Annotated in this window: 28 protein-coding genes; 15 read left to right on the forward strand and 13 right to left on the reverse strand. The window is 66.9% G+C overall.

All coding sequences use genetic code 11. The annotated features are described in order from the left end of the window. Positions 1-32: 32 nt before the first annotated feature. Genes ctaD through EZ304_RS11270 form a run of 4 tightly spaced genes read left to right on the forward strand, consistent with a single transcriptional unit; the run spans position 33 to position 3361 of the window. A complete protein-coding gene (gene ctaD / locus EZ304_RS11255) occupies positions 33-1640 on the forward strand; it encodes a cytochrome c oxidase subunit I (protein WP_005407790.1) in 1608 nt (535 codons plus the stop codon). Positions 1641-1648: 8 nt separating this feature from the next. Continuing rightward, on the forward strand, positions 1649-1885 hold the full coding sequence (locus tag EZ304_RS11260; protein WP_099551640.1) for a hypothetical protein: 237 nt from the start codon (positions 1649-1651) through the stop codon (positions 1883-1885). Further along, positions 1882-2472 carry a cytochrome c oxidase assembly protein gene (locus EZ304_RS11265; protein ID WP_099551639.1) on the forward strand — a complete coding sequence of 197 codons (591 nt, stop codon included), beginning with the start codon at positions 1882-1884 and terminating at the stop codon, positions 2470-2472. Before EZ304_RS11260 ends, EZ304_RS11265 begins: the two co-directional genes overlap by 4 nt. A 13-nt stretch (positions 2473-2485) precedes the next feature. Next, positions 2486-3361: a cytochrome c oxidase subunit 3 gene (locus tag EZ304_RS11270; protein WP_099551638.1), complete on the forward strand. Its 876-nt coding sequence runs from the start codon at positions 2486-2488 to the stop codon at positions 3359-3361. A 20-nt stretch (positions 3362-3381) separates the two neighbouring features. On the opposite strand, the gene EZ304_RS11275 is transcribed toward EZ304_RS11270, so the two are convergent. After that, positions 3382-3600 carry a twin transmembrane helix small protein gene (locus tag EZ304_RS11275; RefSeq protein ID WP_099551637.1) on the reverse strand — a complete coding sequence of 73 codons (219 nt, stop codon included), beginning with the start codon at positions 3598-3600 and terminating at the stop codon, positions 3382-3384. Positions 3601-3657: 57 nt separating this feature from the next. On the opposite strand from EZ304_RS11275, the gene EZ304_RS11280 reads away from it, so the two are divergent. From EZ304_RS11280 to EZ304_RS11300, 5 genes are all read left to right on the forward strand, one after another. Beyond that, the gene (locus EZ304_RS11280; RefSeq protein WP_142807093.1) at positions 3658-4395 is read left to right on the forward strand and encodes an SURF1 family protein; all 738 of its coding nucleotides are present in this window, start codon (positions 3658-3660) and stop codon (positions 4393-4395) included. A 13-nt stretch (positions 4396-4408) separates the two neighbouring features. Continuing rightward, a complete protein-coding gene (locus EZ304_RS11285) occupies positions 4409-4978 on the forward strand; it encodes a hypothetical protein (RefSeq protein ID WP_099551649.1) in 570 nt (189 codons plus the stop codon). Between the two features lie 10 nt (positions 4979-4988). Continuing rightward, on the forward strand, positions 4989-6152 hold the full coding sequence (locus tag EZ304_RS11290) for a COX15/CtaA family protein (protein ID WP_142807094.1): 1164 nt from the start codon (positions 4989-4991) through the stop codon (positions 6150-6152). 4 nt (positions 6153-6156) lie between these two features. Further along, positions 6157-7050: a heme o synthase gene (gene cyoE, locus EZ304_RS11295; protein ID WP_010484229.1), complete on the forward strand. Its 894-nt coding sequence runs from the start codon at positions 6157-6159 to the stop codon at positions 7048-7050. 137 nt (positions 7051-7187) lie between these two features. Next, positions 7188-7997: an erythromycin esterase family protein gene (locus EZ304_RS11300; RefSeq protein ID WP_142807095.1), complete on the forward strand. Its 810-nt coding sequence runs from the start codon at positions 7188-7190 to the stop codon at positions 7995-7997. A 58-nt stretch (positions 7998-8055) separates the two neighbouring features. On the opposite strand, the gene EZ304_RS11305 is transcribed toward EZ304_RS11300, so the two are convergent. The 6 genes from EZ304_RS11305 to rpsU all read right to left on the reverse strand — a co-directional run bounded on the left by EZ304_RS11305 (position 8056) and on the right by rpsU (position 13226). Then, positions 8056-9027 carry a bile acid:sodium symporter family protein gene (locus EZ304_RS11305; RefSeq protein WP_049457760.1) on the reverse strand — a complete coding sequence of 324 codons (972 nt, stop codon included), beginning with the start codon at positions 9025-9027 and terminating at the stop codon, positions 8056-8058. A 28-nt stretch (positions 9028-9055) separates the two neighbouring features. Further along, entirely contained in the window at positions 9056-9556 is a 501-nt protein-coding gene (locus EZ304_RS11310) for a fused DSP-PTPase phosphatase/NAD kinase-like protein (RefSeq protein ID WP_142807096.1), read from the reverse strand. A 29-nt stretch (positions 9557-9585) separates the two neighbouring features. Continuing rightward, positions 9586-11325, reverse strand: coding sequence for a DNA primase (dnaG, locus tag EZ304_RS11315; RefSeq protein WP_142807097.1), 1740 nt, complete (start codon positions 11323-11325; stop codon positions 9586-9588). A gap of 60 nt (positions 11326-11385) precedes the next feature. Then, positions 11386-12330, reverse strand: a complete 945-nt coding sequence (locus tag EZ304_RS11320) for a YihY/virulence factor BrkB family protein (protein ID WP_099551630.1) — start codon at positions 12328-12330, stop codon at positions 11386-11388. Between the two features lie 103 nt (positions 12331-12433). After that, positions 12434-12877, reverse strand: a complete 444-nt coding sequence (locus EZ304_RS11325) for a GatB/YqeY domain-containing protein (protein WP_049426948.1) — start codon at positions 12875-12877, stop codon at positions 12434-12436. Between the two features lie 133 nt (positions 12878-13010). Beyond that, positions 13011-13226 carry a 30S ribosomal protein S21 gene (gene rpsU, locus EZ304_RS11330; RefSeq protein ID WP_002808376.1) on the reverse strand — a complete coding sequence of 72 codons (216 nt, stop codon included), beginning with the start codon at positions 13224-13226 and terminating at the stop codon, positions 13011-13013. A 166-nt stretch (positions 13227-13392) separates the two neighbouring features. On the opposite strand from rpsU, the gene tsaD reads away from it, so the two are divergent. Further along, a complete protein-coding gene (gene tsaD / locus EZ304_RS11335; RefSeq protein WP_099551629.1) occupies positions 13393-14418 on the forward strand; it encodes a tRNA (adenosine(37)-N6)-threonylcarbamoyltransferase complex transferase subunit TsaD in 1026 nt (341 codons plus the stop codon). A 33-nt stretch (positions 14419-14451) separates the two neighbouring features. On the opposite strand, the gene EZ304_RS11340 is transcribed toward tsaD, so the two are convergent. Next, positions 14452-15117 (reverse strand): hypothetical protein, encoded by a 666-nt coding sequence (locus EZ304_RS11340; RefSeq protein ID WP_142807098.1) that lies wholly within the window; start codon positions 15115-15117, stop codon positions 14452-14454. 359 nt (positions 15118-15476) lie between these two features. Between EZ304_RS11340 and folB the strand changes: the two genes are divergently transcribed. From folB to EZ304_RS11360, 4 genes are all read left to right on the forward strand, one after another. Beyond that, positions 15477-15830 (forward strand): dihydroneopterin aldolase, encoded by a 354-nt coding sequence (folB, locus tag EZ304_RS11345; protein WP_099551627.1) that lies wholly within the window; start codon positions 15477-15479, stop codon positions 15828-15830. Between the two features lie 91 nt (positions 15831-15921). Beyond that, positions 15922-17193: a mechanosensitive ion channel family protein gene (locus EZ304_RS11350; RefSeq protein ID WP_142807099.1), complete on the forward strand. Its 1272-nt coding sequence runs from the start codon at positions 15922-15924 to the stop codon at positions 17191-17193. Positions 17194-17321: 128 nt separating this feature from the next. Further along, positions 17322-19496: a glycoside hydrolase family 3 N-terminal domain-containing protein gene (locus EZ304_RS11355; RefSeq protein WP_142807100.1), complete on the forward strand. Its 2175-nt coding sequence runs from the start codon at positions 17322-17324 to the stop codon at positions 19494-19496. A gap of 131 nt (positions 19497-19627) precedes the next feature. Then, positions 19628-20173, forward strand: coding sequence for a hypothetical protein (locus EZ304_RS11360; protein WP_142807101.1), 546 nt, complete (start codon positions 19628-19630; stop codon positions 20171-20173). A 66-nt stretch (positions 20174-20239) separates the two neighbouring features. On the opposite strand, the gene EZ304_RS11365 is transcribed toward EZ304_RS11360, so the two are convergent. Further along, a complete protein-coding gene (locus tag EZ304_RS11365) occupies positions 20240-21409 on the reverse strand; it encodes a PQQ-dependent sugar dehydrogenase (RefSeq protein WP_142807102.1) in 1170 nt (389 codons plus the stop codon). Between the two features lie 168 nt (positions 21410-21577). Here EZ304_RS11365 and yiaA point away from each other — a divergent pair, with 168 nt between their 5' ends. Further along, positions 21578-22033, forward strand: a complete 456-nt coding sequence (gene yiaA, locus EZ304_RS11370; RefSeq protein ID WP_099551622.1) for an inner membrane protein YiaA — start codon at positions 21578-21580, stop codon at positions 22031-22033. Between the two features lie 44 nt (positions 22034-22077). Here the strand turns inward: yiaA and EZ304_RS11375 are convergent, their stop codons facing one another. The 4 genes from EZ304_RS11375 to EZ304_RS11390 all read right to left on the reverse strand — a co-directional run bounded on the left by EZ304_RS11375 (position 22078) and on the right by EZ304_RS11390 (position 25435). Then, positions 22078-22401, reverse strand: a complete 324-nt coding sequence (locus tag EZ304_RS11375) for a hypothetical protein (RefSeq protein ID WP_099551621.1) — start codon at positions 22399-22401, stop codon at positions 22078-22080. 110 nt (positions 22402-22511) lie between these two features. After that, on the reverse strand, positions 22512-23813 hold the full coding sequence (locus EZ304_RS11380; RefSeq protein ID WP_010484214.1) for an APC family permease: 1302 nt from the start codon (positions 23811-23813) through the stop codon (positions 22512-22514). Beyond that, positions 23810-24571: a L,D-transpeptidase family protein gene (locus EZ304_RS11385; RefSeq protein ID WP_142807103.1), complete on the reverse strand. Its 762-nt coding sequence runs from the start codon at positions 24569-24571 to the stop codon at positions 23810-23812. Before EZ304_RS11385 ends, EZ304_RS11380 begins: the two co-directional genes overlap by 4 nt. Positions 24572-24586: 15 nt before the next feature. Further along, positions 24587-25435 (reverse strand): MurR/RpiR family transcriptional regulator, encoded by an 849-nt coding sequence (locus tag EZ304_RS11390; protein WP_142807104.1) that lies wholly within the window; start codon positions 25433-25435, stop codon positions 24587-24589. Between the last annotated feature and the right edge of the window lie 79 nt (positions 25436-25514).

Genomic DNA, 25514 nt, shown 5'->3' on the forward strand with positions numbered 1-25514 from the left:
TGGTGACAACCGATTCTGAGAGGTGTTTTGCAATGGCGCACTCGGCAGTTGGGCACGACGATCACCATCACCACCAGAGCTTCTTCGAGCGTTGGTTCTTCTCGACCAACCACAAGGACATCGGCACGCTGTACCTCGGTTTCAGCTTCATCATGTTCATCATCGGTGCGGCGATGAGCGTGGTGATCCGGGCCGAGCTGGCGCAGCCGGGCCTGCAGTTCGTCAAGCCCGAGTTCTTCAACCAGATGACCACCGTGCATGCGCTGGTGATGATCTTCGGCGGCGTGATGCCGGCCTTTGTCGGCCTCGCCAACTGGATGATCCCGCTGCAGATCGGCGCGCCGGACATGGCGCTGCCGCGCATGAACAACTGGTCGTTCTGGCTGCTGCCGGTGGCCTTCAGCCTGCTGCTGCTGACCCTGTTCCTGCCTGGTGGCGCGCCGGCCGGTGGCTGGACGCTGTACCCGCCGCTGTCGCTGCAGGGCGGTTACAACGTCGCCTTCAGCGTGTTCGCCATCCACGTGGCCGGTATCAGCTCGATCATGGGCGCGATCAACATCATCGCCACCGTGCTGAACATGCGCGCGCCGGGCATCGACCTGCTGAAGATGCCGATCTTCTGCTGGGCCTGGCTGATCACCGCATTCCTGCTGATCGCGGTGATGCCGGTGCTGGCCGGTGCGGTGACCATGCTGCTGACCGACAAGTTCTTCGGCACCAGCTTCTTCAACGCCGCCGGTGGCGGTGACCCGGTGATGTACCAGCACATTTTCTGGTTCTTCGGGCACCCCGAGGTCTACATCATGATCCTGCCCGCCTTCGGCGTGGTCAGCGAGATCATCCCGACGTTCAGCCGCAAGCCGCTGTTCGGCTACCAGGCGATGGTGTACGCCACCGCCGCGATCGCGTTCCTGTCGTTCATCGTCTGGGCCCACCACATGTTCACCGTGGGCATGCCGCTGGGTGGCGAGATCTACTTCATGTTCGCCACCATGCTGATCTCGATCCCAACCGGCGTAAAGGTGTTCAACTGGGTCAGCACCATGTGGCGTGGCTCGCTGACGTTCGAGGCGCCGATGCTGTGGTCGGTGGCCTTCGTCATCCTGTTCACCATCGGCGGCTTCTCCGGCCTGATGCTGGCGATCGTGGCGGCAGATTTCCAATACCACGACACCTACTTCGTGGTCGCCCACTTCCACTACGTGCTGGTGACCGGTGCGGTGTTCGCGTTGATCGCCGCGGTGTACTACTGGTGGCCCAAGTGGACCGGGCGCATGTACAGCGAGAAATGGGCCAAGGTGCACTTCTGGTGGTCGATCGTGTTCGTCAACCTGCTGTTCTTCCCGCAGCACTTCCTCGGCCTGGCCGGCATGCCGCGCCGCATTCCCGATTACAGCGTGGCGTTTGCCGACTGGAACCTGATCAGCTCGATCGGTGCGTTCGGCATGTTCGTCACCCCGTTCATGATGGCCGCGATCCTGCTGTCGTCGCTGCGCAACGGCGAGAAGGCCGAAGCGCGCAGCTGGGAAGGCGCGCGTGGCCTGGAATGGACGCTGCCGTCGCCGGCACCGGCTCACACCTTCACCACGCCGCCGACCATCCGCCCGGGGGATCTGGCGCATGACGACATCACGCATTGAGGTGGCGCATGCATAACGAGAGCCCGCTGCAGACCTGTAGAGCCGAGCCATGCTCGGCTGACGAGAAGCAGCCGACCAGCGGTCGGCTCTACAACAACGAAGAGCAGCCGACCAGCGGTCGGCCCTACCAGGGCGGAAGCATCGAGCAGCAGCGCCAGCGCGCCAGGCGCACGGCGATGTGGGTCGGCGCCATCGCCGTGCTGGTCTACGTCGGCTTCATCCTCAGCGGGGTGATCGGCCGATGAGCGAGGCGCCAGCCAGCACACCGTCACGCAGTGCGGGGCTGCCGCGCCTGATCGGTGTGGCGGTGGCGGTGTTCCTGCTCACGTTCTCGCTGGTGCCGCTGTACCGCATCGCTTGCGAGAAGGTGTTCGGTGTTCGCCTGGAGCGCGGCCCCGGTGGCGAAGCCAGTGCGGGTGCTGCAGCTGGCAAGCGCACCGTGCGCGTGGAGTTCGATGGCGGCGTCAATTCGCGCCTGCCCTGGTCGTTCCATCCCGAGCAGTTGACCATGGACGTGGTGCCCGGCGAACTCAACGAAGCGCTGTACTTCGCCCGCAACGACAGCCAGCAGGCGGTGGTCGGCAGTGCGGTGCCTTCGGTGGCGCCGGCACGTGCCTCGGGCTTCTTCAGCAAGACCGAGTGCTTCTGCTTCACCGCGCAGACGCTGCAGGCTGGCGAGAAGCGCGACATGCCGGTGCGTTTCATCGTCGATCCGGACCTGCCGCCGGAGATCAGGACGATCACCTTGTCCTACACCTTCTACCGCAACGACGCGCTGTCCGATCGGCTGGCCCCGGCCGCCACCTCGGAAGGCGCGCACGCCGCCCCCTGACCCGGATACCGACATGGCCCAGACACCGACCGACGCCAACGTGTACTTCGTCCCGGCCCAGAGCAAATGGCCGTTCGTGGGTTCCATCGCGATGATGGTGACCATGGTGGGCGTGGCCAGCTGGCTCAACGATGCCAGCTGGGGGCGCTGGACGTTCTACATCGGCATCGCGATGCTGGTGCTGACCCTGTTCTGGTGGTTCAGCGACGTCGTGCGCGAATCGCAGGCGGGCAACTACAACCACCAGGTCGATGGATCATTCCGGATGGGGATGATCTGGTTCATCTTCTCCGAAGTGATGTTCTTCGGCGCCTTCTTCGGTGCGCTGTTCTACACCCGCAACCTGGGCCTTTCGTGGCTCAGCGGCGAAGGCCGCGGGGTGATGACCAATGAGTTGCTGTGGCAGGGTTACTCCGCAGGTTGGCCGACCAACGGGCCGGCCGCCATCGGCGGTGCGTTCCAGACCATCCCGGCCTGGGGCCTGCCGCTGATCAACACGCTGATCCTGCTGACCTCCGGCGTGACCCTGACCATCGCCCACCATGCGTTGAAGGCCGGCAACCGCCGCCAGCTGCTGGTCTGGCTGGGCGTGACCGTGCTGCTCGGCCTGGGCTTCCTCACCCTGCAGGCGGAGGAGTACATCCACGCCTACAAGGAGCTGAACCTGACCCTGGGTTCGGGCATCTACGGTTCGACGTTCTTCATGCTGACCGGCTTCCACGGCGCGCATGTGCTGCTGGGCACGATCATGCTGATCGTGATGTGGCTGCGCTCGGCCAAGGGCCATTTCACCCGCGACAACCACTTCGCGTTCGAAGCCGCCGCGTGGTACTGGCACTTCGTCGACGTGGTGTGGCTGATGCTGTTCCTGTTCGTCTACGTGCTTTGACCGCGCACGCATCGGTGGCTTCAGCCGCCGATGCCGTGCGGCTTGATCCAGCCCATGTAGATGCTCACGATCACCAGTACGATCAGGGCCACCGACACCGCGATGCGGCGCGTCAGTGCGTTGACCGTGCGCTTGGTCTGGCCGCGGTCGACCACCAGGTAATACAGGCCGGCGCCCAGATTCCAGACGATGACGATCAGAAACGCGATTACCAGCAGGGTCTTCAGCGAATCACTCATGCGCGGCTCGAGGGCAGGGTGGATGCGCCTATCTGACCGCGTTTGCGCGGACTTGTCATGATGCGCCAGCACACGCGCGTGATCGGATGGCTGCTGGCGGTGCTGGCAATGGCTGCTTTCACCGCATTGGGGCTGTGGCAGCTGCAGCGCATGCATGCCAAACAGGCAATGTTGGATGCACAAGGTCCAGCCGCAGCGCAGGCACTGTCGTTGGCACGGGCGCTCGCGGCGCCCGGTGCGTTGCATGGCGTGGCCGATCACGGTCGCTTCCTGCCCGGCGTGGTGCTGCTGGACAACCAGACCCGGCACGGCCGCGCGGGCGTGAAGATCTACCGCCCGTTCCGCAGTGACGAGGGCAGCGTGCTGCTGGTCGATCTGGGTTGGCGCGCGCTGCCGCCGGATCGCACCCTGCCGGAGCTGCCGGCACCCCCTTCGCCGGTGGCCGTGCGTGGGCTGCTGGCGCCGCCGCCGTCGGCAGGATTGGCACTGGGCCCGGCGTTCTCCGCTACCGACGAGGCCGGGCGTTGGCTGGCCAGCCGCTTGCCCGCAGAGGGCCTCGCGGCGGCGCTTGGCCTGCCGGCATTGCCCGAGCGGGTCCTTCGACTGGACCCGACGCTGCCGTTCGGCGACGAACGCGACCTGGACCTGCTGCCGAACACGCTGCCACCGCAGCGCCACCTGGGCTACGCCGTGCAGTGGTTCGGGCTGGCCCTGACCGTGCTGGCGGTCGCGCTGGTGCTGGAATGGCGCAGGCGACGTGCGGTGGCCCGACCGGCATCCCTTACCCAACCATGAGAAAATGCACCGCATGAACACTGCTACGTCCCCGCAGGCGCGCGGTTCCGGCCGCCGGACCCTGGTGCTGCTGTTTGCCGTGTTCTTCGGGGCGATGGCGCTGGCTGCGGTATTGCGCTTCACCGGCTGGCAGCCGACCGGGCACCGCAATGCCGGCCAGTTGCTGAAGCCGCCGGTGGACCTGCGCCAGCAGGCGCCGACCCTGGCCAATGGCCAGGCCTACCCGTGGAACCCCGAGGCCCGTACCTGGCGCCTGCTGGTGGCGCCGGCCGGTGCCTGCGACGCACAGTGCGTCACTTTGTCGCAGGGACTGGGCAAGGTGTGGCAGCTGTTCGGCCATAACGCCGATAATGTCGAAATCCTGTGGCTGGGAACGCCACCGGCGTCGATCGCCTCGCTGCCCGCGCTGCGGCCGCTGGCTCCGTCGCCAGCACTGCGCGCGGCCCTGCCCGGCGTCGACGATCCGGCTGGCCTGCCGGTCTACGTGATCGATCCGAACGGCTTCGTGATCATGCGTCATGCCCCGGGCACCGACCTGGGTGGCCTGCGCAAGGACATGGCCACGTTGCTGAAACTGAAGTGAGTCCCGTTTGATGAGCCTTTCCGCGCGTCCGGCGCTGCACCGCAATTTCCACCGCCTGGCGTGGTTCGCCATGATCATGACCGCGAGCACGATCATGTTCGGCGCCTTCGTGCGCCTGTCCGATGCCGGCCTGAGCTGCCCGGACTGGCCGACCTGTTATGGCCAGGCCACCTGGCCGCAGCACGTGGAAGAGACCATCGGCCACCCGGCGGCGGAGATCCGCCCGCTGGAGACCCACAAGGCCTGGCGTGAGCAGGTGCACCGCTTCCTGGCCGGCGCGCTGGGCATCGAGATCCTGACCCTGGCGCTGCTGGCCACGCGCAAGCGGCGATTCGGAAGCACGGCGGTGGTGACCGCCTGCGTTCTGGTGGCCGCCGGCATACCGCTGTACATGATGGGCTGGCATGGCACGGCCAGCGTGCTGGCGCTGATCGGCGAGGCGATCCTGCTGATCGCCGCGCTGCGCTGGAGCAACATCGACCTGGCGCGCGCTGCACTGCTGACCCTGGCGGTGGTTATCTTCCAGGCCCTGCTGGGCATGTGGACGGTGACCCTGCTGCTCAAACCCATCGTGGTGATGGGCCATCTGCTGGGCGGCATGCTGATGTTCGGCCTGCTGGTGTGGATGGCCTGGCGCGCAACGCACATGCCGATCACCCTGGCCGAAGCGCCGAAGCTGAAGTGGCTGCTGCGCTTCGGCGTGGCGGTGCTGGTCACCCAGATCGCACTGGGGGGCTGGGTCAGTGCCAACTACGCGGCGCTGGCCTGCGGCGGCGGCAGCGCCTCGCTGGACAACTTCCCGCGCTGCGCCAACCAGTGGTGGCCGCAGCACAATTTCGTCGAGGGTTTCACCCTGTGGCGCGGCATCGGCGTGGACTACGAAGGGGGCGTGCTGGATGGCGCCTCGCGTATCGCCATCCAGATGGCGCACCGCATGTTCGCGGTGGTGGTGGCGGTCTACCTGCTGTGGCTGGGCGTACGCCTGTTCCGGTTGCCGAGCATGCGTGGCTGGGCCAGTGCGCTGATCGCACTGCTGGTGCTGCAGGTCACCCTCGGCATCCTCAATGTGAAGCTGGCGCTGCCGCTGGAAGTGGCGGTGGCCCACAACGGCGTGGCCGTTGCCCTGTTGTTCGTGCTGGTCAGCCTGCTGGCCCGCCTGCGTGCCCCGGACTGATTCCATGTTTTCCAATTATCGCCAGTACTGGGACCTGACCAAGCCCAAGGTCGTCGCCCTCATTGTTTTCACTGCCCTGGTCGGCATGGTTCTGGCCATTCCGGGCGTGCCCAGCTGGGAGCAGGTGCGCGCCGGCGTGCTCGGTTTCCTCGGCATCTGGCTGGCGGCCTCGGCCGCAGCTGCGATCAACCAGCTGCTGGATGCGCACATCGATGCGCAGATGGCGCGCACTTCGTGGCGTCCGCTGGTGGTGGGCAAGGTCAAACCCTGGCAGGTGCTGGTGTTCGCCGGCGTGCTGATCGTGTTGTCGATGGTCATCCTGGTGCTGTGGGTGAACCTGATCACCGCGGTGCTGACCTTCGCCTCGCTGATCGGCTACGCGGTGATCTACACCGTGTACCTCAAGCGTGCGACCTCGCAGAACATCGTCATCGGTGGCCTGGCCGGCGCGATGCCGCCGATGCTGGGCTGGGCGGCGGTGACCGGCATGCAGGGTTCGTCGGACTGGGCGTACTCGTCGCTGCTGGTGCTGATCATCTTCATCTGGACCCCGCCGCACTTCTGGGCGCTGGCGATCTTCCGCCGCGAGGACTACGCCAAGGCGGAGATCCCGATGCTGCCGGTGACCCACGGCGTGGTGCACACCCGCAAGCAGATCATGGTGTATTCGGTGGTGCTGGCGCTGGTCTGCCTGCTGCCGTACCTGGTGGGCATGAGCGGCGCGTTCTACCTGGGCGGCGCGATCGTGCTCAATGCGGTGTTCCTCTGGTACGCCTGGCGCATGCTCAATCCGCCGGACGAGCTGTTCTCGATGAAGATGTTCTATTACTCCATCGTCTACCTGATGGCGTTGTTCGCCTTCCTGCTGGTGGACCACTGGATCCTGCCTTGGCTGTGACCTCGGGGTCGGATCCACGAAGGGGCTCTGACCCCACCTGATCGCGCGGACATCCACGCATGGCGTGGATCTACTTGAACCGCGGTTGCTGCGTCGCCATTGCTGTTCCTGACCCCCAAGGAAAGGAAGGCGCAGGGATGCATTCGATCTTCCGCTGGACCTCCGCGCTGCTGCTGGCGCTGGGCATGGCCGTGACCGCGCATGCCGACGACGCTACCGCGCAGATCCGCCAATACGCCGCTGACCATCGCATGCTGGTGCTGGGCGAATTCCACGGCACACGCGAGACGCCACTGCTGGTGCGGCAGCTGGTGGACGACTACAGCCGCGATGGCGCGCCGGTACTGCTGGCGCTGGAATTGCCGCGTGCCGAGAACCCCACGCTGCGCGACTATCTGCAGTCCGATGGCGGGGCCGCGGCACGCCAGCACCTGCACGGCCGCGCGTTCTGGACCGTGCGCGACGACCAGCACGATGGTCGCCGCAGTCGCGACATGCTGGCGATGATCGAAGGCCTGCGCGCGCTGAAGGCGCAGGGCCGCGCGATCGAGGTGGTTGGCTACGACGTCAATCACAGTGACGGCGGCAGCCAGGCCCGCGATGACCGCATGGCCGCCGAACTACGGCGCCTGTACCGGCGCCTGCCCGATGGCGCACGCATGGTCGTGCTGACCGGCAATGTCCACGCCATGCTGCAGCGCCCCGCCGATGCTCCGCCGGAAATGCAGACCCAGCCGATGGCATCGGCACTGCGCGACCTGGATATCTACAGCGTGCGGCTGGAAGCGTTGCGCGGCCACTTCTGGGGATGCATGGACCGCTGCAAGGCGCTGGCCCTGCTCGAACGGCCCACGCGTGCGCCGGAGGTCAACACCCATGCCGGCCGCGAGTACGACCTGTGGGTGTGGATGCCGGAGCTGAGCGTCGGCACGCTGGTGGAGCCGTGAATCCACGCATGGCGTGGATCTACTGTAGTTCGAGGCCACGCGTTGATGGATTTCCAGGTCAGGGCTTGCGCCGCGCATACCGCTGCGCGATCACGCCGCAGACGATCAGCTGGATCTGGTGGTAGATCATCACGGGCAGCACGATGGCGCCGAGGCTGCCGCCGGCGAACAGCACCTTGGCGATCGGCACGCCGGTGGCCAGGCTCTTCTTCGAGCCGCAGAACACGATGGCGATCTCGTCCTCGCGGTTGAAGCGCAGGCGGCGGGCGATGAAGGTGATCAGCGGCATGGCGATGCCCAGCAGCACGGCGGCCACGACGGCCACGGCCAGCAGCGACAGCAGCGGCGTCTTGCTCCACAGGCCCTCGGTGACGGCTTCGCCGAAGGCCGAGTACACCACCAGCAGGATGGTCGCCTGGTCGGTGTAGCGCAGCAGCGCGCGCTGCTTCTCCACCCAGCCAGCGATCCACGGCCGCAGCAGGTGGCCGGCCACGAACGGCACCAGCAGCTGCAGCATGATGCCGCCGATCGCATGCAGCGGATCGTGGATGCCGCCGGAGGTACCGGCCAGCGCGGTCAGCAGCAGCGGGGTCAGGAACACGCCGAGGATGCTCGACAGCGAGGCACTGCACACCGCTGCCGGTACATTGCCGCGCGCCATCGAGGTGAACGCGATGGACGACTGCACGGTGGACGGCAGGGTGCACAGGAACAGCACGCCCAGGTACAGCTCCGGGGTCAGCAGCCAGCCCGACAGCGGCTTGAACATCAGCCCCAGCAGCGGGAACAGGATGAAGGTGCAGGCCAGGATGGTCAGGTGCAGCCGCCAGTGCAGCATGCCGCCGATGATCGACTCGCGCGGCAGGCGCGCACCATGCAGGAAGAACAGCGCGGCGATGGCGACGGTGGTGACATCGTCGAGGACGATGGCGGCGGCGCCCTTCATCGGCAGCAGCGAGGCCAGGCCGACGGTGCACAGCAGGGCGAGGGTGAAGTTGTCCGGTCGCAGGCGCGACCACCAGCGGGTCATGGTGGGCAGAGTCCTTGGTGCGGTGGAGTCAGGGCGAAGTGGATGGCGTGGCCAGGCGCTGGCGGGTGGCGGCTTCCAGCGACTTCAGGCCAGCACGCTGGCCGAGCTGAAGGGCCTGTTCCGGGCTGGCATGTTCGTAGCGTGCATTGACCAGGCCGAGCACGGCACCGGCGCGGTTGCCGGACGCGCAGTGCAGCAGCACCGGCCCCTGGCTCTGCTGCAGGGCCTGATGCACGGCGTGCACATTGGCCGCATCCAGCGCCTCGGCACCGGCCACCGGAATGCGCACATAGCGCAGGCCCAGCGATTCGGCCACGCGGGTTTCATCGAAACCGCGGTCCTCGCCGGGCTGGCGCAGGTCGATCACGGTGCGTACGCCCTGCGCGGCCAAGGCCTGCAGCTGTGCGGCGCTGGGTTGGCCACCGGCATACAGGCCAGGGCGGACTTCGTTGAGGGACGCTTCTTCGGCCAGGGCCGTCAGCGGCAGGCAGAGCGACAACAACAGCAGGCAGGTCAGGCGCAGCAGCATGGTCCTCTCCGTGAAAGCGTTCTGCCCCTCTACAGGCGCAGCCCGGCGCGGGCCTTCAGCAGCTCGCGCAGTTCGTATTTGTCAGTATCGTCCAGACCCTGCTGGCGCTGCTTTGCCAACAACTCCTCCAGACGTTGCACCAGCAGCTGTTTCTCCAGTTGGGCCACCGCGTCGTGCAGTTCCTGGGTCCAGCTGGCTTCGGTGCCGGGCAGCGTCTGTGCCGCCAGTGTATGCAGCGAGGCCTGTTCCTCGCGGCCGTCGAAGTGTTCCAGCAGGGCGCCAGTGCTGATGTCCGGGCGCTGTTCGACCAGCCCCAACAGCTCCAGCAGCAGTTCCACGCCGGGCAGGCGCAGGCCCTGGAAGTGGTGCTGGCCGCCCAGGGTCAGCGCCAGTGAGGGCTGCTGCAGCAGCACGGCGATCGCGCCGCGCACCAGGCTGCGCTTGGCCACCGGCTGGATCGTGCGCGCGGGCTGGCGCTGCGGCATTGGTGCACGCGCGGACGCGGCATTGCCGCCGAGGCCGGTCAGCTGCGCCAGCTGCTGCTTCATCAGGTCGCCGAAGGCACCATCGGGAATCTGCGCCAGCATCGGCTTGGCGCGCTCGGCCAGGCGCGCCTTGCCGTCCAGCGTGCCTAGGTTGATCTCGCGGGTGAGTTCGTCAAAGAAGAACTGCGACAGTGGCGTGGCCTGCTTCAGGCGCTCGTTGAACGCCTCGGCGCCTTCCTTGCGCACGATGGTGTCCGGGTCCTCGCCATCGGGCAGGAACAGGAAGAAGGCCTGGCGGCCATCCTTCATGCGCGGCAGCACCGACTCCAGCGCCTTCCAGCCGGCGCGGCGGCCGGCGGCGTCGCCATCGAAGCAGAAGAACACGTCCGGCGCGTTGCGGAACAGCAGTTCGGCGTGGTCCGGCGTGGTGGCCGTGCCCAGCGTCGCCACCGCCTGGGTGACCCCGAACTGGAACAGCGAGACCACGTCCATGTAGCCCTCGACCACGATCAGCCGCTCGATCTTCTGGTTGGCCTGGCGCACCTGCCACAGGCCGTACAGTTCGCGGCCCTTGTGGAACAGCGCGGTCTCGGGCGAGTTGAGGTACTTGGGGCCGTCGTCCTTCTCGAACACGCGGCCGCCGAAGGCGATCACCCGGCCACGGCGGTCGAAGATCGGGAACATCACCCGGTCGCGGAACTTGTCGTAGACGTGGCCGCGGTCGTTCTTGGAGAACAGCCCGGCGCGGTCGAGCAGCTTCATGCGCCGCTCGTCCTTGCCCAGCGCATCGCGCAGGCCGCTGTAGCCATCCGGCGCGTAGCCGATCTGGAAGCGTGCGCGGTTCTCTTCGTCCACGCCGCGGCCATCCAGGTAGCTGCGTGCCTTGTCGCTGCCTTCCAGGTTGTTCTGGAAGAACTTGGTGGCCGCCTCCAGCGCCGAATACAGCTCGCGGCTGTCGTCCTGCTGCTGGGGGCTGCGCGGGTTCTCGTTGCGCGGCACTTCCATGCCGGCGCGCTTGGCCAGTTCATCCACCGCGTCGAGGAATTCGAGGCGGTCGTAGTTCATCAGGAAGCTGATCGCGGTGCCGTGCGCGCCACAACCGAAGCAGTGATAGAACTGCTTGGTGGGCGAGACCGTGAACGAGGCCGAGCGTTCGTCATGGAACGGGCAGCGCGCTGCGTACTCCTTGCCCTGGCGCTTCAACGGCACGCGGCTGCCCACCACCTCGACAATGTCGGTGCGGGCGAGCAGGTCGTCGATGAAAGCGTCGGGGATACGGGCCATGGGCAACAGAACGGGGCGCGGCCGCCAGGGCGCGCAGCAGGGGCGGCAGGTTCCCCTAGTTTACTCGCTGGCGACGTCGGGGCTGGCCTGTTCCGCATCGACCCCGGCCCTGGCCAGCTGCGCCCGCGCATGCAGGCGCTCGTCGATCACTGCGGTCATCAGCGCACCGACGAAGAACACGGCGGTGGCGTAGTAGATCCAGACCAGCGCGATCACCAGCGCACCCATCGAGCCGTAGGCGCTGCCCGGGGCCACGGTGGCGATATAGACGCCGATACCGTAGCGGCCCAGGGTGAACAGCACCGAGGTGATGGCACCGCCGATGAAGGCCTGGCGCCAGGCCACGCGGCGGTCGGGCAGGTAGTGGTAGAGGAAGGCGAAGGCCAGCGTGTAGAGCAGCAGCGAGGTCAGGTAGCCGATCGCCGGCAGCACCGAGGGCAGCTGCGCGAACACCACCTGCAGTGCAGTGGTGGCGGTCATCGAGAGGATCAGCAGGAAGCCCAGTGCCAGCACCACGCCGAACGAGAACACGCGCTTGCGCAGCCACGCCTTTACGCCCTCCAGGCGCTGCCCGCTGGTGTGGAAGATGCGGTTCAGCGCGTTCTGCAGCTGGGCGAACACGGCAGTAGCGCCGACGAACAGCAGCAACGTGCTCCACAGTCCGGCCAGCGAACCGACGCTGGGCTGACTGTTGGCGTTGTGCAGCACGGTGTCGGCGACGCTGGCTACGCTGCTGCCGGCCACCGAACCGATCTGGCTGATCAGCGTCTGTTGTGCAGGCGGGTACAGCGAGGCGGTCAGCCACAGCAGCAGCACCAGCAGCGGTGCCATCGACAGCAGGGCGTAGAAGGAGACCGAGGCGGCCTGGGTCAGCACGTCGATTTCGACGAAGCGCTTGGCGACGGCCATCGGAAAGCTGTCCTGCAGGCGGTCAGCGTAGTGGCGAAGCCGTGCGGGGATGCCGTGGGGACGCGTGTCGGCGGGGGAGTGCGGTTGCTCGACCATGAGGGTGTTGTAACAGCCGGGGGTCGAAGGTGCGGTGAAGCGGGTGCATCAATGGGGTCGGAGCCCTTCCGCGATGCGAAAGGGCTCCGACCCCGGCATTGGCTTATGCCAGCAGCTGCTTGACCAGCTTGGACACCAGGCCCATGTCGGCCTGGCCGGCGAGCTTGGGCTTCAGTGCGCCCATCAGCTTGCCCATGTCGGCCGGGCCGGAGGCACCGGTCTCGGCGATGGCGGCCTGGATGGCGGCCACGATCTCGGCTTCGCCCATCTTGGCCGGCAGGTAGGCTTCGATGACCACGATCTCGGCGCGCTCGATCTCGGCCAGGTCTTCACGGTTAGCGGCTTCGAACTGACTGACCGAGTCCTTGCGCTGCTTGACCATCTTGTCGAGCACGGCGATCACGGCGGTGTCGTCCAGCTCGATGCGCTCGTCCACTTCGCGCTGCTTGATGGCGGCGTTGATCAGGCGGATCACGCCCAGCTTGTGCTTCTCGCCCGCCTTCATGGCGGCCTTCATGTCGTCGGTGAGCTGCTGCTTCATGCTCATGAGGAACCTCGTGGTGGTAGGTGGGGCGGGGCGGATGCCCGAACCCGGAAACGCAAAAAGCCGGCGACGCTCGCGCGTGCCGGCTTCGGCTCCATCGCGACAGGCAAGCCTGCCGCAATGAAGATGCGTCCGATCAGTACAGGCGCTGACGCTTGGTGACGTCGCGCGACGAGCGGCGCAGCTGACGCTTCACAGCAGCGGCGGCCTTGCGCTTGCGCTCCTGGGTCGGCTTTTCGTAGAACTCGCGCTTGCGGGTTTCGGCCAGCACACCGGCCTTTTCGCAAGTGCGCTTGAAGCGGCGAAGAGCAAACTCGAAGGGCTCGTTCTCGCGGACTTTGACGCTGGGCATGGAATCTCCGGGACACAGTAGAACCGGGTCACGCCCGGCGAGCCGCACATTATAGCGGCGAATAGACAAACTGCAAGCGGCCAACCCTGAATACGGGTCGGAAGTTCGAAAGCAGTGAGATCTGCACATCCCCCGAGGGGGCGGCAGGGGCGTCATAATAGCAGGCATGCGAGTCCTTGGCATCGAATCTTCCTGTGATGAGACCGGCGTGGCGGTGTATGACACCGACCTGTCCGGCAGCGCGGCCCTGCGCGCCCATGCGGTCTACAGCCAGATCGCCCTGCACGCCGAATACGGCGGTGTGGTGCCCGAGCTGGCCAGCCGCGACCACGTCCGCAAGCTGCTGCCGCTGGTGCGCCAGACCCTGGCCGAAGCCGGTCTGGGTGTAGGCGACATCGATGGGGTGGCCTACACGGCCGGTCCCGGCCTGGTCGGCGCACTGCTGGTGGGCGCCGGCGTGGCCCGGTCGCTGGCCTGGGCGCTGGAGGTACCGGCGGTGGGCGTACACCATATGGAAGGCCACCTGCTGGCCCCGCTGATGGAAGACGACCCGCCGGAAGCGCCGTTCGTGGCGCTGCTGGTGTCCGGTGGCCATACCCAGCTGGTGGCAGTGGACGCCATCGGCCAGTACCGCCTGCTGGGCGAGACCCTGGACGATGCTGCCGGTGAGGCCTTCGACAAGACCGCCAAGCTGATGGGCCTGCCCTATCCGGGCGGGCCGCAGCTGGCCAGGCTGGCCGAGCAGGGCACGCCGGGTGTCTACCGCTTCGCGCGGCCGATGACCGACCGCCCGGGGCTGGATTTCAGCTTCTCCGGCCTGAAGACCCAGGTCCTGATGGCCTGGCGCGACAGCGACCAGAGCGAGCAGACCCGTGCCGATATCGCCCGTGGCTTTGAAGATGCGGTGGTCGAGACCCTGTCGATCAAGTGCGAGCGCGCGCTGGAAGCGGCCGGGACCAACGTGATCGTGGTGGCTGGCGGCGTTGGCGCCAACAAGCGCCTGCGCGCCCGCCTGCAGCAGATGGCCGAGCGCCTCGGCGGCCGCGCCTGCTTCCCGCGGCCGGCACTGTGCACCGACAACGGCGCGATGATCGCCTTCGCCGGCGCGCTGCGCCTGCAGGCCGGCCAGCACAGCCCGCCGAAGGTGGACGTGACCCCGCGTTGGGACATGGCGACCCTGCCGGCGGTGTGAACCGGTAGCGCCGGGCCATGCCCGGCGAACGCATTACAGACGCCCTGCCAATGGCGATGCTGCCAACACCGTCGTCGCCCGCTCATGGCGCTGCAGCCAGCCCAGCGTATATGGGCAGCGGGCATGGATCAGCCGCCCGATAGCCGCCAGGTCGGCGCCGATGTCGCGCTCCAGGATGGGTTCGTGGTGCGCGACGCGGTTGCGCAGGTGGCGGATGCGGCCAATATCCGCGTGGATGGCTTTCCGGATGACGCTGGGGTGGGCGCAAGGCGCATGCCGCAGGACTCCGCTGAGTGCCGGTATCCACAGCGTGGAATCGAAGCGACATGTGAATAGCTGCTGCCAGAACACCATAGGCAGGTTGGCGACGATTCCAGGTGTATCGCTTACGCGACTGGCAAGTTGTTCCAGTGCCGTGCGTGGAGAAGTACTGGACGAAGTTGGCAGCCTGCGTCTAAAGGCATCATTCCAGGGCCAACGTGGACCGTGCTGCCGAACAAGAACCATAGCCGCGGCGTTGCGGATGACCACCTCGCACAGATGGACCGGCATCATCAGTGCACCGCACAGCCGCATGTTCCAGAGGTAGAGGGATTCGGCTGTGACGTCGGGGCTGCAGGTCGATGCGATTCTCTCGTAAGTAGACAGACGCTCCGCTGACAACGCGCGCCGCAGTACATCGTATGGAGCCATCATCATGTGCGGTGGTGAAGGAGGGATCGATGTTCGCGAGAGTGGGCGGCGACTACCATCAGGGAACGTCGTTGTCCGCGCGGCTGATTTTCTGCGTTTTGCCTCGGACGAACACCTGACCCGCTCTGTCGGAACTGGCCTTGACCGGCGATCTGGTCCTTGCCTAATCTGCGTGCCTGCGCCACCGGGACTCGCGGCTGGATTCCAGCTCCCCCCGGGGACAAACGGTAGTACCAAAGGGCCCTGCTAGCGGGGCCCTTTGTCTTTTCTGGAGCCGCGTCCCTGCCGGCTACCCACCGCCCGTTCCGGGCAGGCTCACCGCCGTGCCGTTACCATGGCCGCCTGTATTCGGGCTGGTAAGCGCAATGGACAAGGTTTTCATCGAAGGGCTGACGATCGACGCCCTGATCGGCATCTACGATTGGGAACGACGGATCCGCCAGGACCTGGTGTTCGACCTGGAGATGGGCTTCGACAACCGTCGCCCTGCGGCTACCGATGACATCACCCACACCCTGAACTACAAGGCGGTGAGCAAGCGCCTGGAACAGTTCGTGCGCGAATCGGAGTTCGGCCTGGTCGAAACCCTGGCCGAGCGCTGCGCGCAGATCGTGCTGGACGAATTCGACGTGAAGTGGCTGCGCCTGAAGCTGAGCAAGCCGGGCGCGGTGCGCGGCGCGCGCGCGGTGGGCGTGATCATCGAACGCACGCGGGACTGACCCGGTCGTGCCGGCTGTTGGCCGACAACCCCGGTAGTGCCGGCCGCTGGCCGGCAACCTCAACATCAATGAAGGAAGAAGGAGACAACTGATGGTGGACGCGGTGGTGGCGGTACAGTGGCTGGAAAAGCTGCAGAACACACTGGAACCCTATCCTGGCGCCTACCTGGCGTTGATGATCTCGGCGCTGCTGATCGCAGCCGGCCTCGCCAACTGGATCACCAAGCGCATCCTGGTGCGCGGCCTGCGGCGCCTGCTGCAGCGCCTGCCGGGCGCCGAGTCCGGGCGCGGCAGCCACGTGATGCGGGTGATTTCGCGCCTGTCCAACGTGGTGCCCAGCCAGGTGATCGCCTCGGGCGTCACCCTCATCCCCGATCTGCCGGAAGGCCTGGTCAAGGTCATCATCAAGCTGTGCATCGTATGGGCCGTACTGACGGTGTCGATGGCGTTCTCGCATGCGCTGGACGCGGCCAACAGCCTGTACGAGCGCAAGCCCGATGCGCGCAACAAGCCGATCAAGGGCTACCTGCAGGTGGTCAAGATCGTGGTGTTCGTGGCCGCCGGCCTGTCGATCGTCGCCACCCTGCTGGGCGTAGCGCTGGGCCCGCTGGTGACCGGCCTCGGTGCTGCTACGGCAGTGCTGATGCTGATCTTCCAGGACACCATCCTGTCGCTGGTGGCCAGCGTGCAGATCAGTGGCGATGGCCGCGTACGCATCGGCGACTGGATCGAGATGCCCAGCCAGAACGCCGACGGTGATGTGATCGACATCGCCCTGCACACCATCACCGTGCAGAACTTCGACAAGACCATCACCACCATCCCGACCAAGAAGCTGGTGACCGAGTCATTCAAGAACTGGCGCGGCATGCAGGAGGCTGGCGGCCGCCGGATCAAGCGCGCGCTGTACCTGGACCAGCACAGTGTCGGTTTCCTGGATGAGGGCGATCTGGCTTTCCTCGGCGAATTTGCGCTGCTGCGCGACTACCTGCAGGCCAAGGAGCAGGAGCTGGGGCAGTGGAACGGGCGCCTGCGCGAGCAGGGCGTGGCCGAGGTCAACAGCCGCCGGGTGACCAACCTGGGTACCTTCCGGGCCTATGTGGAGCGCTACCTGCGCAGCCACCCGGGCATCCATACCGATATGACCCTGCTGGTACGTCAGCTGCAGCCGACGACCGAAGGCCTGCCGCTGGAGCTGTACTGCTTCACCCGCAGCACTGCCTGGGGCGAGTACGAGGCAGTGCAGTCGGACATCTTCGACCACCTGCTGGCGATCCTGCCGGCCTTCGGCCTGCGGGTGTTCCAGGCCTCCAGCGACGCCATGTTGATGGCCGGGCAGCGCCAGTTGGCTGGCTCGGAGTAAGCTGCGGTGCCCCCGGCGGGGCCATACGGACCCCGCTGGTGGCTGAAACTGAACGACGAAACCTCTCGCCAAACGGCTCGGGATCGCTAGAATGCCGGGCTTGTAAACGTTTTCATCAAGGACTGCTGGTGGCCTCCGATCGCATCGAATCCCTCATTGCCCAGATGACCGTCGAGGAAAAGGTCGGCCAGCTGGGTGTCTTCGCGGACATGGTCCGCCCGTTCGCCCCGGACGTGAACCCGGAAGCCAACGTGCGCAATGCCGACCAGGTGCTGCAGCAGGTGCGCGAGGGCAAGGTCGGCTCGCTGTTCAACGGTGTCGGCGCCGAGCTGGGCCGCCGCATCCAGCAGGTTGCCACCGAGGAGAGCCGCCTGGGCATCCCGGTGATCCTGGCTGCCGACGTCATCCACGGCATGCGTACCGTGTTCCCGATCCCGCTGGGCGAGGCCGCCAGCTTCGAGCCGGACCTGGCTGAGCGCACCGCGCGCGCCACCGCCATCGAAGCCACCGCTGCCGGCCTGCACTGGACCTATGCCCCGGCCGTGGACATCGCCCGCGACCAGCGCTGGGGCCGTGGCGCCGAAGGTGCCGGTGAGGACGTGGTGTTGGGCTGTGCGTTTGCCGCCGCCCGCGTGCGTGGCTTCCAGGGCAGCGACCTGCGCGCGGCCGATTCGCTGCTGGCCACGCCGAAGCACTTCGCTGCCTATGGCGCGGTGATGGCCGGCATGGAATACAACATGGTGGACATCTCGCCGCAGACCCTGCGCGACGTGCACCTGCCGCCGTTCAAGGCCGCCTTCGACGCTGGCGCGATCACCGTGATGTCCTCGTTCAACGACATCAACGGCGTGCCGGCCAGTGCCAACGCCGAGCTGCTGACCGACATCCTGCGCGGTGAATGGAAGTTCCCGGGCGTGGTGATCTCCGACTACACCGCCGACATGGAACTGGTCGCCCACGGCTATGCCGCCGATGACCGCGATGCCACTGCCAAGGCGTTCACCGCCGGCCTGGACCTGAGCATGCAGAGCGGCTTCTACGCCGAGCACCTGCCGGGCCTGGTCGAGAGCGGCGACGTGCCGATGGCGGTGCTGGATGAAGGCGTGCGCCGCATCCTGTGGCTGAAGGAAGCCATCGGCCTGTTCGACGATCCGTACCGTTCGCTGGATCCGGCGCGCGAAGCCGACACCTCGCACCTCGCCGCGCATGACGAGCTGTCGCGCGATGCCGCACGCCGTTCGATCGTGCTGCTGAACAACCGCGACAACGTGCTGCCGCTGCAGAAGACCGGGCAGAAGATCGCGCTGATCGGCCCGTTCGTGCAGGACCGCGAGAACATCGAAGGCTGCTGGACGCTGTTTGGCGACAAGCAGCGCTACGTGGACCTGGAAACCGGCGTGCGTGCCGCCATCGGCGACGAAGCGCTGCTGGAGATCGTGCCGGGCTGCGAACTGGAAGTGGCCATCCCCGGTGGCACCGAAGCGGCCGTGGCCGCCGCACTGCGCGCCGACGTGGTGGTGCTGGCGCTGGGCGAGCCGCAGCGCTACAGCGGTGAAGCGCAGTCGCGCGTGGAAATCACCCTGCCGCCGGCCCAGCAGGCGCTGGCCGAGGCCGTGGCGATGACCGGCAAGCCGCTGGTGGTGCTGCTGCGCAATGGCCGCGCGCTGGCACTGCAGGGCGCGGTGCGCAATGCACAGGCCGTGGCGGTGACCTGGTACCTGGGCACGCAGACCGGCCATGCCGTGGCCGACGTACTGTTCGGCGACTACAGCCCGTCCGGCCGCCTGCCGGTCAGCTTCCCGCAGGTGTCCGGCCAGCAGCCGTACTTCTATAACCACCCGCGCACCGGCCGTCCGGAACTGCCGACCATGTCGGAGTTCAAGGCCCGTTGGCGCGAGATTCCGAACGAGCCGCTGTACCCGTTCGGCCACGGCATCGGCTACACCAGCTTCGCCTACGGCGTGCCGCAGTTGAGTGCGGCGCAGCTCGGCTGGGAGGACACCCTGACCATCACCACCACGCTGACCAACAGCGGTGATGTGGCCGGCGAGGAAGTGGTGCAGCTGTACATCCACGACCGCGTGGCCAGCCGCGTGCGTCCGGTGCGCGAACTGAAGGACTTCCGCAAGGTGGCGCTGCAGCCGGGTGAGTCGACCGAAGTGGTGTTCACCCTCACCCGCGGGCAGCTGGCCTTCACCGGCCGCGACGGCGTGCTGCGCGCGGAGCCTGGCCAGTTCGACCTGTGGGTCTGCGCCTCGTCGGCCGCCGGTGAAGCGGTGCAGTTCGAGCTGCTGAAGGCCTGATCGAAGAAAAGGGGACGGAGGGGATTAAGTCGTTAGTGGCACAAACGACTTAATCCCCTCCGTCCCCTTTTTTGTTGTCCTCACTGGTGTGGCGCTACCATCGGCATTCTTGGACCGATGGATGCCCGCGCATGCGTACGATCGCCGTGTTGATTCCCGCCCTGCTGCTGGCGGCCTGTTCGCAGCCGGCGGCGCCGCCGGCCGCGCCTACGGTGGATGCGCCGCCGCCGATGGAGGCCAGCGCTGCAGCGACGCCTGCGGCTGAACCGGCGACGCCGGCTGCCGAACCTGCCGCAACCGCACCGGCGGATGCGCCTGCGGAAGACGCGCGTGCGCGCATCGAGAGCGTGCTTGGTGATGCCGCGCAGTACGAAAAGGTCTTCAACGCGTTCAAGACCGCCGTGGTCGGTGGTGATCGTGCTGCCGTGGTGGAGGAAGTGCGCTTTCCGCTGAACATCGCGGATGGAAAGAAGATCACCGGCCCTGGTGAGTTCCAGCGCAACTACGAGACGATCATCACCCCGGCGGTGGTCAAGGCGGTGTCCGAGCAGGACTTCGGCAAGGTCTTCGTCAACCAGCAGGGCGTGATGGTCGGCGATGGACAGGTCTGGTTGACCGGCGAGTGCCTGGACAAAGCCTGTGCGCGTTCCGAGGTGAAGGTCGGCACCATCCAGTAAACAAGAACGGCCCCGCATGCGGGGCCGTTGGACAGGGGGCGATGCCGGCCAGCGGCCGGCACTACTTCAGGCCTTCGGGGTGAGCTTCAGCAGGCGCGCCTTGCTGCCGTCTTCCAGCAGCCACAGTGCGCCGTCCGGACCCTGTTCCACTTCGCGGATACGCTCGCCCATGTTGAAGCGTTCGGCTTCGCGCGCGCTGTCGCCATCAAAGGCCACGCGCACCAGCGACGTCGACGACAGGCCACCGATGAAGCCGCTGCCCTTCCACTGCGGGAACAGGTTGCCGCTGTAGATCACGAAGCCGGCCGGCGAGATCACCGGCGTCCAGGTCACCTTGGGCGCGGCGAATTCCGGGCGGGTATCGTGGTCGGGAATGGGGCGGCCGTCGTAGTGATCGCCGTTGGAGACGATCGGGTAGCCATAGTTGGCACCGCGCACGATCAGGTTCAGTTCGTCGCCGCCAGCCGGGCCCATTTCATGCGCCCACAGCTTGCCGTTGGCATCGAAGGCCATGCCGAGGATGTTGCGGTGGCCCAGCGACCACACCTGCGCGGCCACGCCGCCCTGCGAAGCAAACGGATTGTCTGCGGGCAGGCTGCCATCGTCGTTGAGACGGATGATCTTGCCGAGATTGCTGCCCATGTCCTGCGCCGGATCGAACTTCTGCCGCTCGCTGGAACTGATCCACAGCTTGCCGTCCGGGCCGAAGGCAAGGCGATGGCCGTAGTGGCCTTCACCACTGACCTTCGGGCTCTGCCGCCAGATCACCTTCAGGTCCTTCAGCTGGCCGGCACCGTTGGCGTCCAGCGCCAGCGTGGCACGGGCCACGGCGGCACCGCGGGTGTCCAGCGTGCCTTCCTCGGCATAGCTGAGGTACACAACGTGATTACGGGCGAAATCGGGATGCAGGATGATGTCGCCGAAACCACCCTGGCCACCGTAGGCGACCTTGGGAACGCCGGTGATCTCGTGCTTCTGGCCGCTGGCCAGGTCCAGGTGCTGCAGCGTGCCGCGCTTCTCGGTGACCAGCAGGCTGCCATCGGGCAGGAAGGTCATCGCCCACGGCTGATCGAAGCGGCTGACTTCGGTCGCGGTGAACGGGCGCTGGTCGGCAGCGGTGGAGGCTGCGGGTGCCGCGGCCTGGGCGCCGTTGGCGGCCGGGTCGGCGGCATTGCAGGCGGAGGTGGCAAGGATCGGCACCAGGCCGAGGGCGAGCAGCAGGGGCATGCGGGTCATGGGTATCTCCAGGGCGGGGATGCGGATGGCCGGGCTGTCCCTTGTATACCACTGCAGCCGTGACCGTCGTGGCCCGAAGGTCCTGCAACCCCTGTGCGAGGGCGGCGGGATCGTCTAGGGTGGGCACGCCCGGGCAAAGCGTGCCCGTCTGCCTGCCAAGGATCTGCAATGAACACTGCCATGCCCCACAAGCCGTCCACCGCCTTCATCGCCGCCTCGTGGGTGGCCCTGCTGCTGGGCGCCGCGGCCTACCTTGTCGGCCTGTTCAACGCCGCCACGATGGCGCTCAACGAGAAGGGCTACTACCTGACCCTGCTGCTGTTTGGCCTGTTCGCGGCGGTGTCGCTGCAGAAGAGCGTGCGTGACCGCGTCGAGGGCATTCCGGTGAGCGCGTTGTACTACGCGCTGTGCTGGTTCGCGCTGCTGTCGGCGCTGATGCTGCTGCTGGTGGGCCTGTGGAATGCCACCCTGGCATCGAGCGAGAAGGGCTTCTACGGCATGGCGTATGCGCTGTCGCTGTTCGGTGCGGTGGCGGTGCAGAAGAACACCCGCGACCTGATCGCCGCCGGTGGTGGCGAGAGCAAGCGCGGCGCGATCGTGCCACCGCTGCCGGAACAGGAGTGAGTGTGTAGAGCCGAGCCCGCGCTCGGCTCTACAACAGCCTGGCGCTATCGTGCCAGCTGCGGATCCGCCAGCTGTGCATCTTCCCAGCCACGGCGCGCCGCATTGCGTGCCTGCGCCCATTCCAGCCGGCTGCGGCCACGCTCGCTGGCCCAGCGCGACTCCAGTTCAGCTTCGACCTGTTCGTAGGCGCGGATCACGTCCTGCGCACGCGCGGCGTGGCCGATGCGGTAGGCCGGCTCGTAGTCCTCGAAGAACAACTGGTCATCGTAATAGGGCTCGGCCGTGTAGCGTTCGCGCCAGTAGTTGCTGACCGCGTCGCGCGGCGTGCTGTCGTCCGGTACGCGGCCGGGGATCTGGTACTCGGTCATGGAAGGCTCCGTTGAGGACGAAGCCTGATCGTGCCTGCGTGGCGGTTAACAGCCCGGTCCGGCAGTGTGATCGCCAGATCAATCCGCCGGGCATGGCCCGGCGCTGCCGGTCACCCGGCGTCGGCATCCTTGCGCGGCAACTTGTAGATCACCGCGCCGATGGCGAACGCGACCAGTGCAGCGGCAATGTTCTGCCAGCTCGCACTGGCGAACAGCGCCAGGCACAGCAGCAGCGCCAGCACCGGAATCAGCGGGCCGCCCGGCAGCTTCAACGCGCCGGGGCGGTCGGCATAGCGCTTGGCCAGCACCAGTACCGCAGCGGCCGTTCCGATATACGCGAACAGGCGCGTGGTCATCGACAGCAGCGCCAGCTGCACGAACGAACCGGACAGGGCCAGGCCGAGCGCGATCAGACCCTGGCACAGGATCGACGCGGCCGGCGTGTGGAAGCGCGGATGCACCTGCGCCAGGATCTTCGGGCCGTAGCCATCACGGGCCAGCGCGAACAGGAAGCGTGGGCCCATCATCATCGTGTTGCTGTTGGTGCCGAGGATGGAGATGGTGGCACCGACAGTCAGGATCAGCGCCAGTGCTTCGCCACCGAAGCCGGCGGCGGCATCGGCCAGCGGCGTGGCCGAGCTGGACAGGCCGGCCAGCGTGCCCTGTGCCACCACCTGCACCGCGCCGTAGATGACGGTGACGGTGATGATCATGGTGATCAGGGCGAACGGAATGTCGCGGCGCGGATTGCGGTACTCGCCGGCCGCGGCCGGAATGTTCTCGAAGCCGGCGTAGGCGTACAGCAGCAGCAAGGCGGCTTCGCCCATGCGCTGCAGGTCGTGCGGGTCAGGGCGTTGTCCGGAGAAGGCCAGCTGCGGGTCGATGTAGAACGCACCGATGGCCACGAACAGCAGCAGCGGCAGCATCTTGCCGATCACCAGCACCACGCCGGTACGCGCGGCCGAGCGCACGCCGATGATGTTGACACCGGTCAGGAAGCCCAGCGACACCACGATCACCGCGATGCGGCCCATGCCGGCACCGGCCCACGGCCAGAAGCGCGCGACGGCATCGGCCAGCGCATTGCTCAATGCGGCCGCCGAGCTGATGCGGGTCAGCCAGATCATCCAGCCGATCTCGAACCCGGCGAAGCGGCCGAACGCCTCGCGGGCGTACAGGTAGCTGCCACCGGGTTCATCGAAGTAGCTGGCGGCCTGTGCGTAGCACAGCACCAGCAGCGCGACCACGATGCCAGCAGCGACCACGCCCCACAGGCTGAAGGGGCCGAGCAGGGCGACGGTGGCGGCCGGCAGCAGGTAGATGCCGCTGCCGATCACATCGTTGATCGACAGGCCGACGATCTGCCAGCGGCTGACCGCGCGCTGCAGCTGCGGTTCGTCCTGCGCGCTCAACGGGCGTCTCCGCGCAGTGCGGGCAGCTGCCACTGAGCCTGCAGGCGCGTGTACTCGGCGCGCGGCAGCAGCACGAAGCGCGGCGCATCCTGCGGCCGCAGCCAGTCCAGCAGGGCCTGCATGCGCGCTTGCGGCATGGCGGTGCAGCCGGCCGTGGCCTCGCCGGGCTGGCGCCACAGATGGGCGAAGATGCAGCTGCCCTTGCCGGGCTGGTTGTCCGGGTTGTGGGCGATCACGAAGCCTTCCTGGTAGCGCACGTCGCCCTTGTTGTGCAGGTCCAGCCGCATGGGCTCGGTGGAGCCCTTGATCGCGGCACTGCCGACTTTCCTTTCATCGACGATGCGGTTGTAGAACGGCGAGCCGGGCACGTCCATGCAGTAGCTGCTTTCGAGCATCGGCTGGTAGGCCATGGCCGTGCCTGGGCGTGTGACGGCATAGCCGAACGCGCTGCCGAGCGCGAACACGCCCGCAGGGCTGCGGCCATCGCCTTCCTGCTTCTGCGGGCCGTCGGCCTGCGCCGGGTGCAGGCCCAGGCCCCAGGCACTGCCGGTGCGGCCAAGCGCCACCGGGAACGCCTGTCCGTGCGTGTGCCAGCCCCTGCCATCGCGCACATAGGCCTGCAGCTGGCCCTGGGTGCTGTCCCAGCCATCGCTGGTGACCACGATCAGCTGGCGCGCACCATCCAGCGGCGCGGCGTGGACTGACACCGCTGCGGCAAGCAGCAGCGCAGCGGTAGCGAGACGGACCAGCGATTTCATCAACAGGTGCTCCGGTCAGGAATCCAGCAGGTGGTCGATCCGCTCCAGGTTCACCGCCAGCTGCTGCTGGCGGTCCGGATTGGTGTGGCAGAGCAGCACGAACAGGAAATCGAGCAGGGCATGCATGGCGCTACGGTACAGCAGCTGCGCGACCTGCGGCGTGCGATCGTGCGCACATACCACCAGTGCTGCATCAGCATGCGCGCGCAGCGGGTTGGCGGTGTGGCGGGTGATGGAGATCACCTTGCCACCCATGTCCTGGAACTGGCGCGACAGCTGCGAAAGCTGTGGCAGGTTGCCGAATTCGGAGAACACCAGCAGCGCATCGCCGGGGCGCGCGGCCGACAGGTTGGCCAGCATCAGGATCGGGTCGGTATGCGGTACCACCAGCAGGCCGAGCAGCGACAGCCGCATGGCGAACTCGCGCGCGAACAGGCCGTCATCCCCCAGGCCGTACACGAACAGCTTGGGTGCGCCGTCGAGCAGCTGCACGATGCGCTCGATCTCTTCACGCGGGTTGGCCTGGCGGGTTTCTTCTTCGGCCTGCGCCTTGCTGCGGCGCAGGGCGTCGCCCAGGCGCAGGTAGTCATCGCCGCTGTCAGGTTCGCTGGGGGCCTGTTGTGGATCGGCACCGGCGCGAGCCACATCCTGGCCGATCGAGTACTTCAGGTCCGGGTAGCCCTTGAAGCCGAGCTTCTGGCTGAACTTCACCACGCTGGACTGGCTGATGCCGAGCGCACTGGCCAGCTGCTGGGACGAGTAGTCGCGCAGCAGGTGGGCGTTGTCGAGGATGAAGTCGGCAATGCGGCGCTCGATGGCCGACATCTGCCCGCGCTCGGAACGGATTTTCAGCAGGGGCGGCATGCGGGGTGTCCGGGCATGTGTAGGCGCGTTGCGGTTGGCAGCGTAGAGCAGATTATGTAGTGGGTCGGGCGGGTGGGGT

Origin of the sequence: Stenotrophomonas maltophilia, from assembly GCF_006974125.1 — a bacterium.
GTDB lineage: Bacteria > Pseudomonadota > Gammaproteobacteria > Xanthomonadales > Xanthomonadaceae > Stenotrophomonas > Stenotrophomonas maltophilia_O.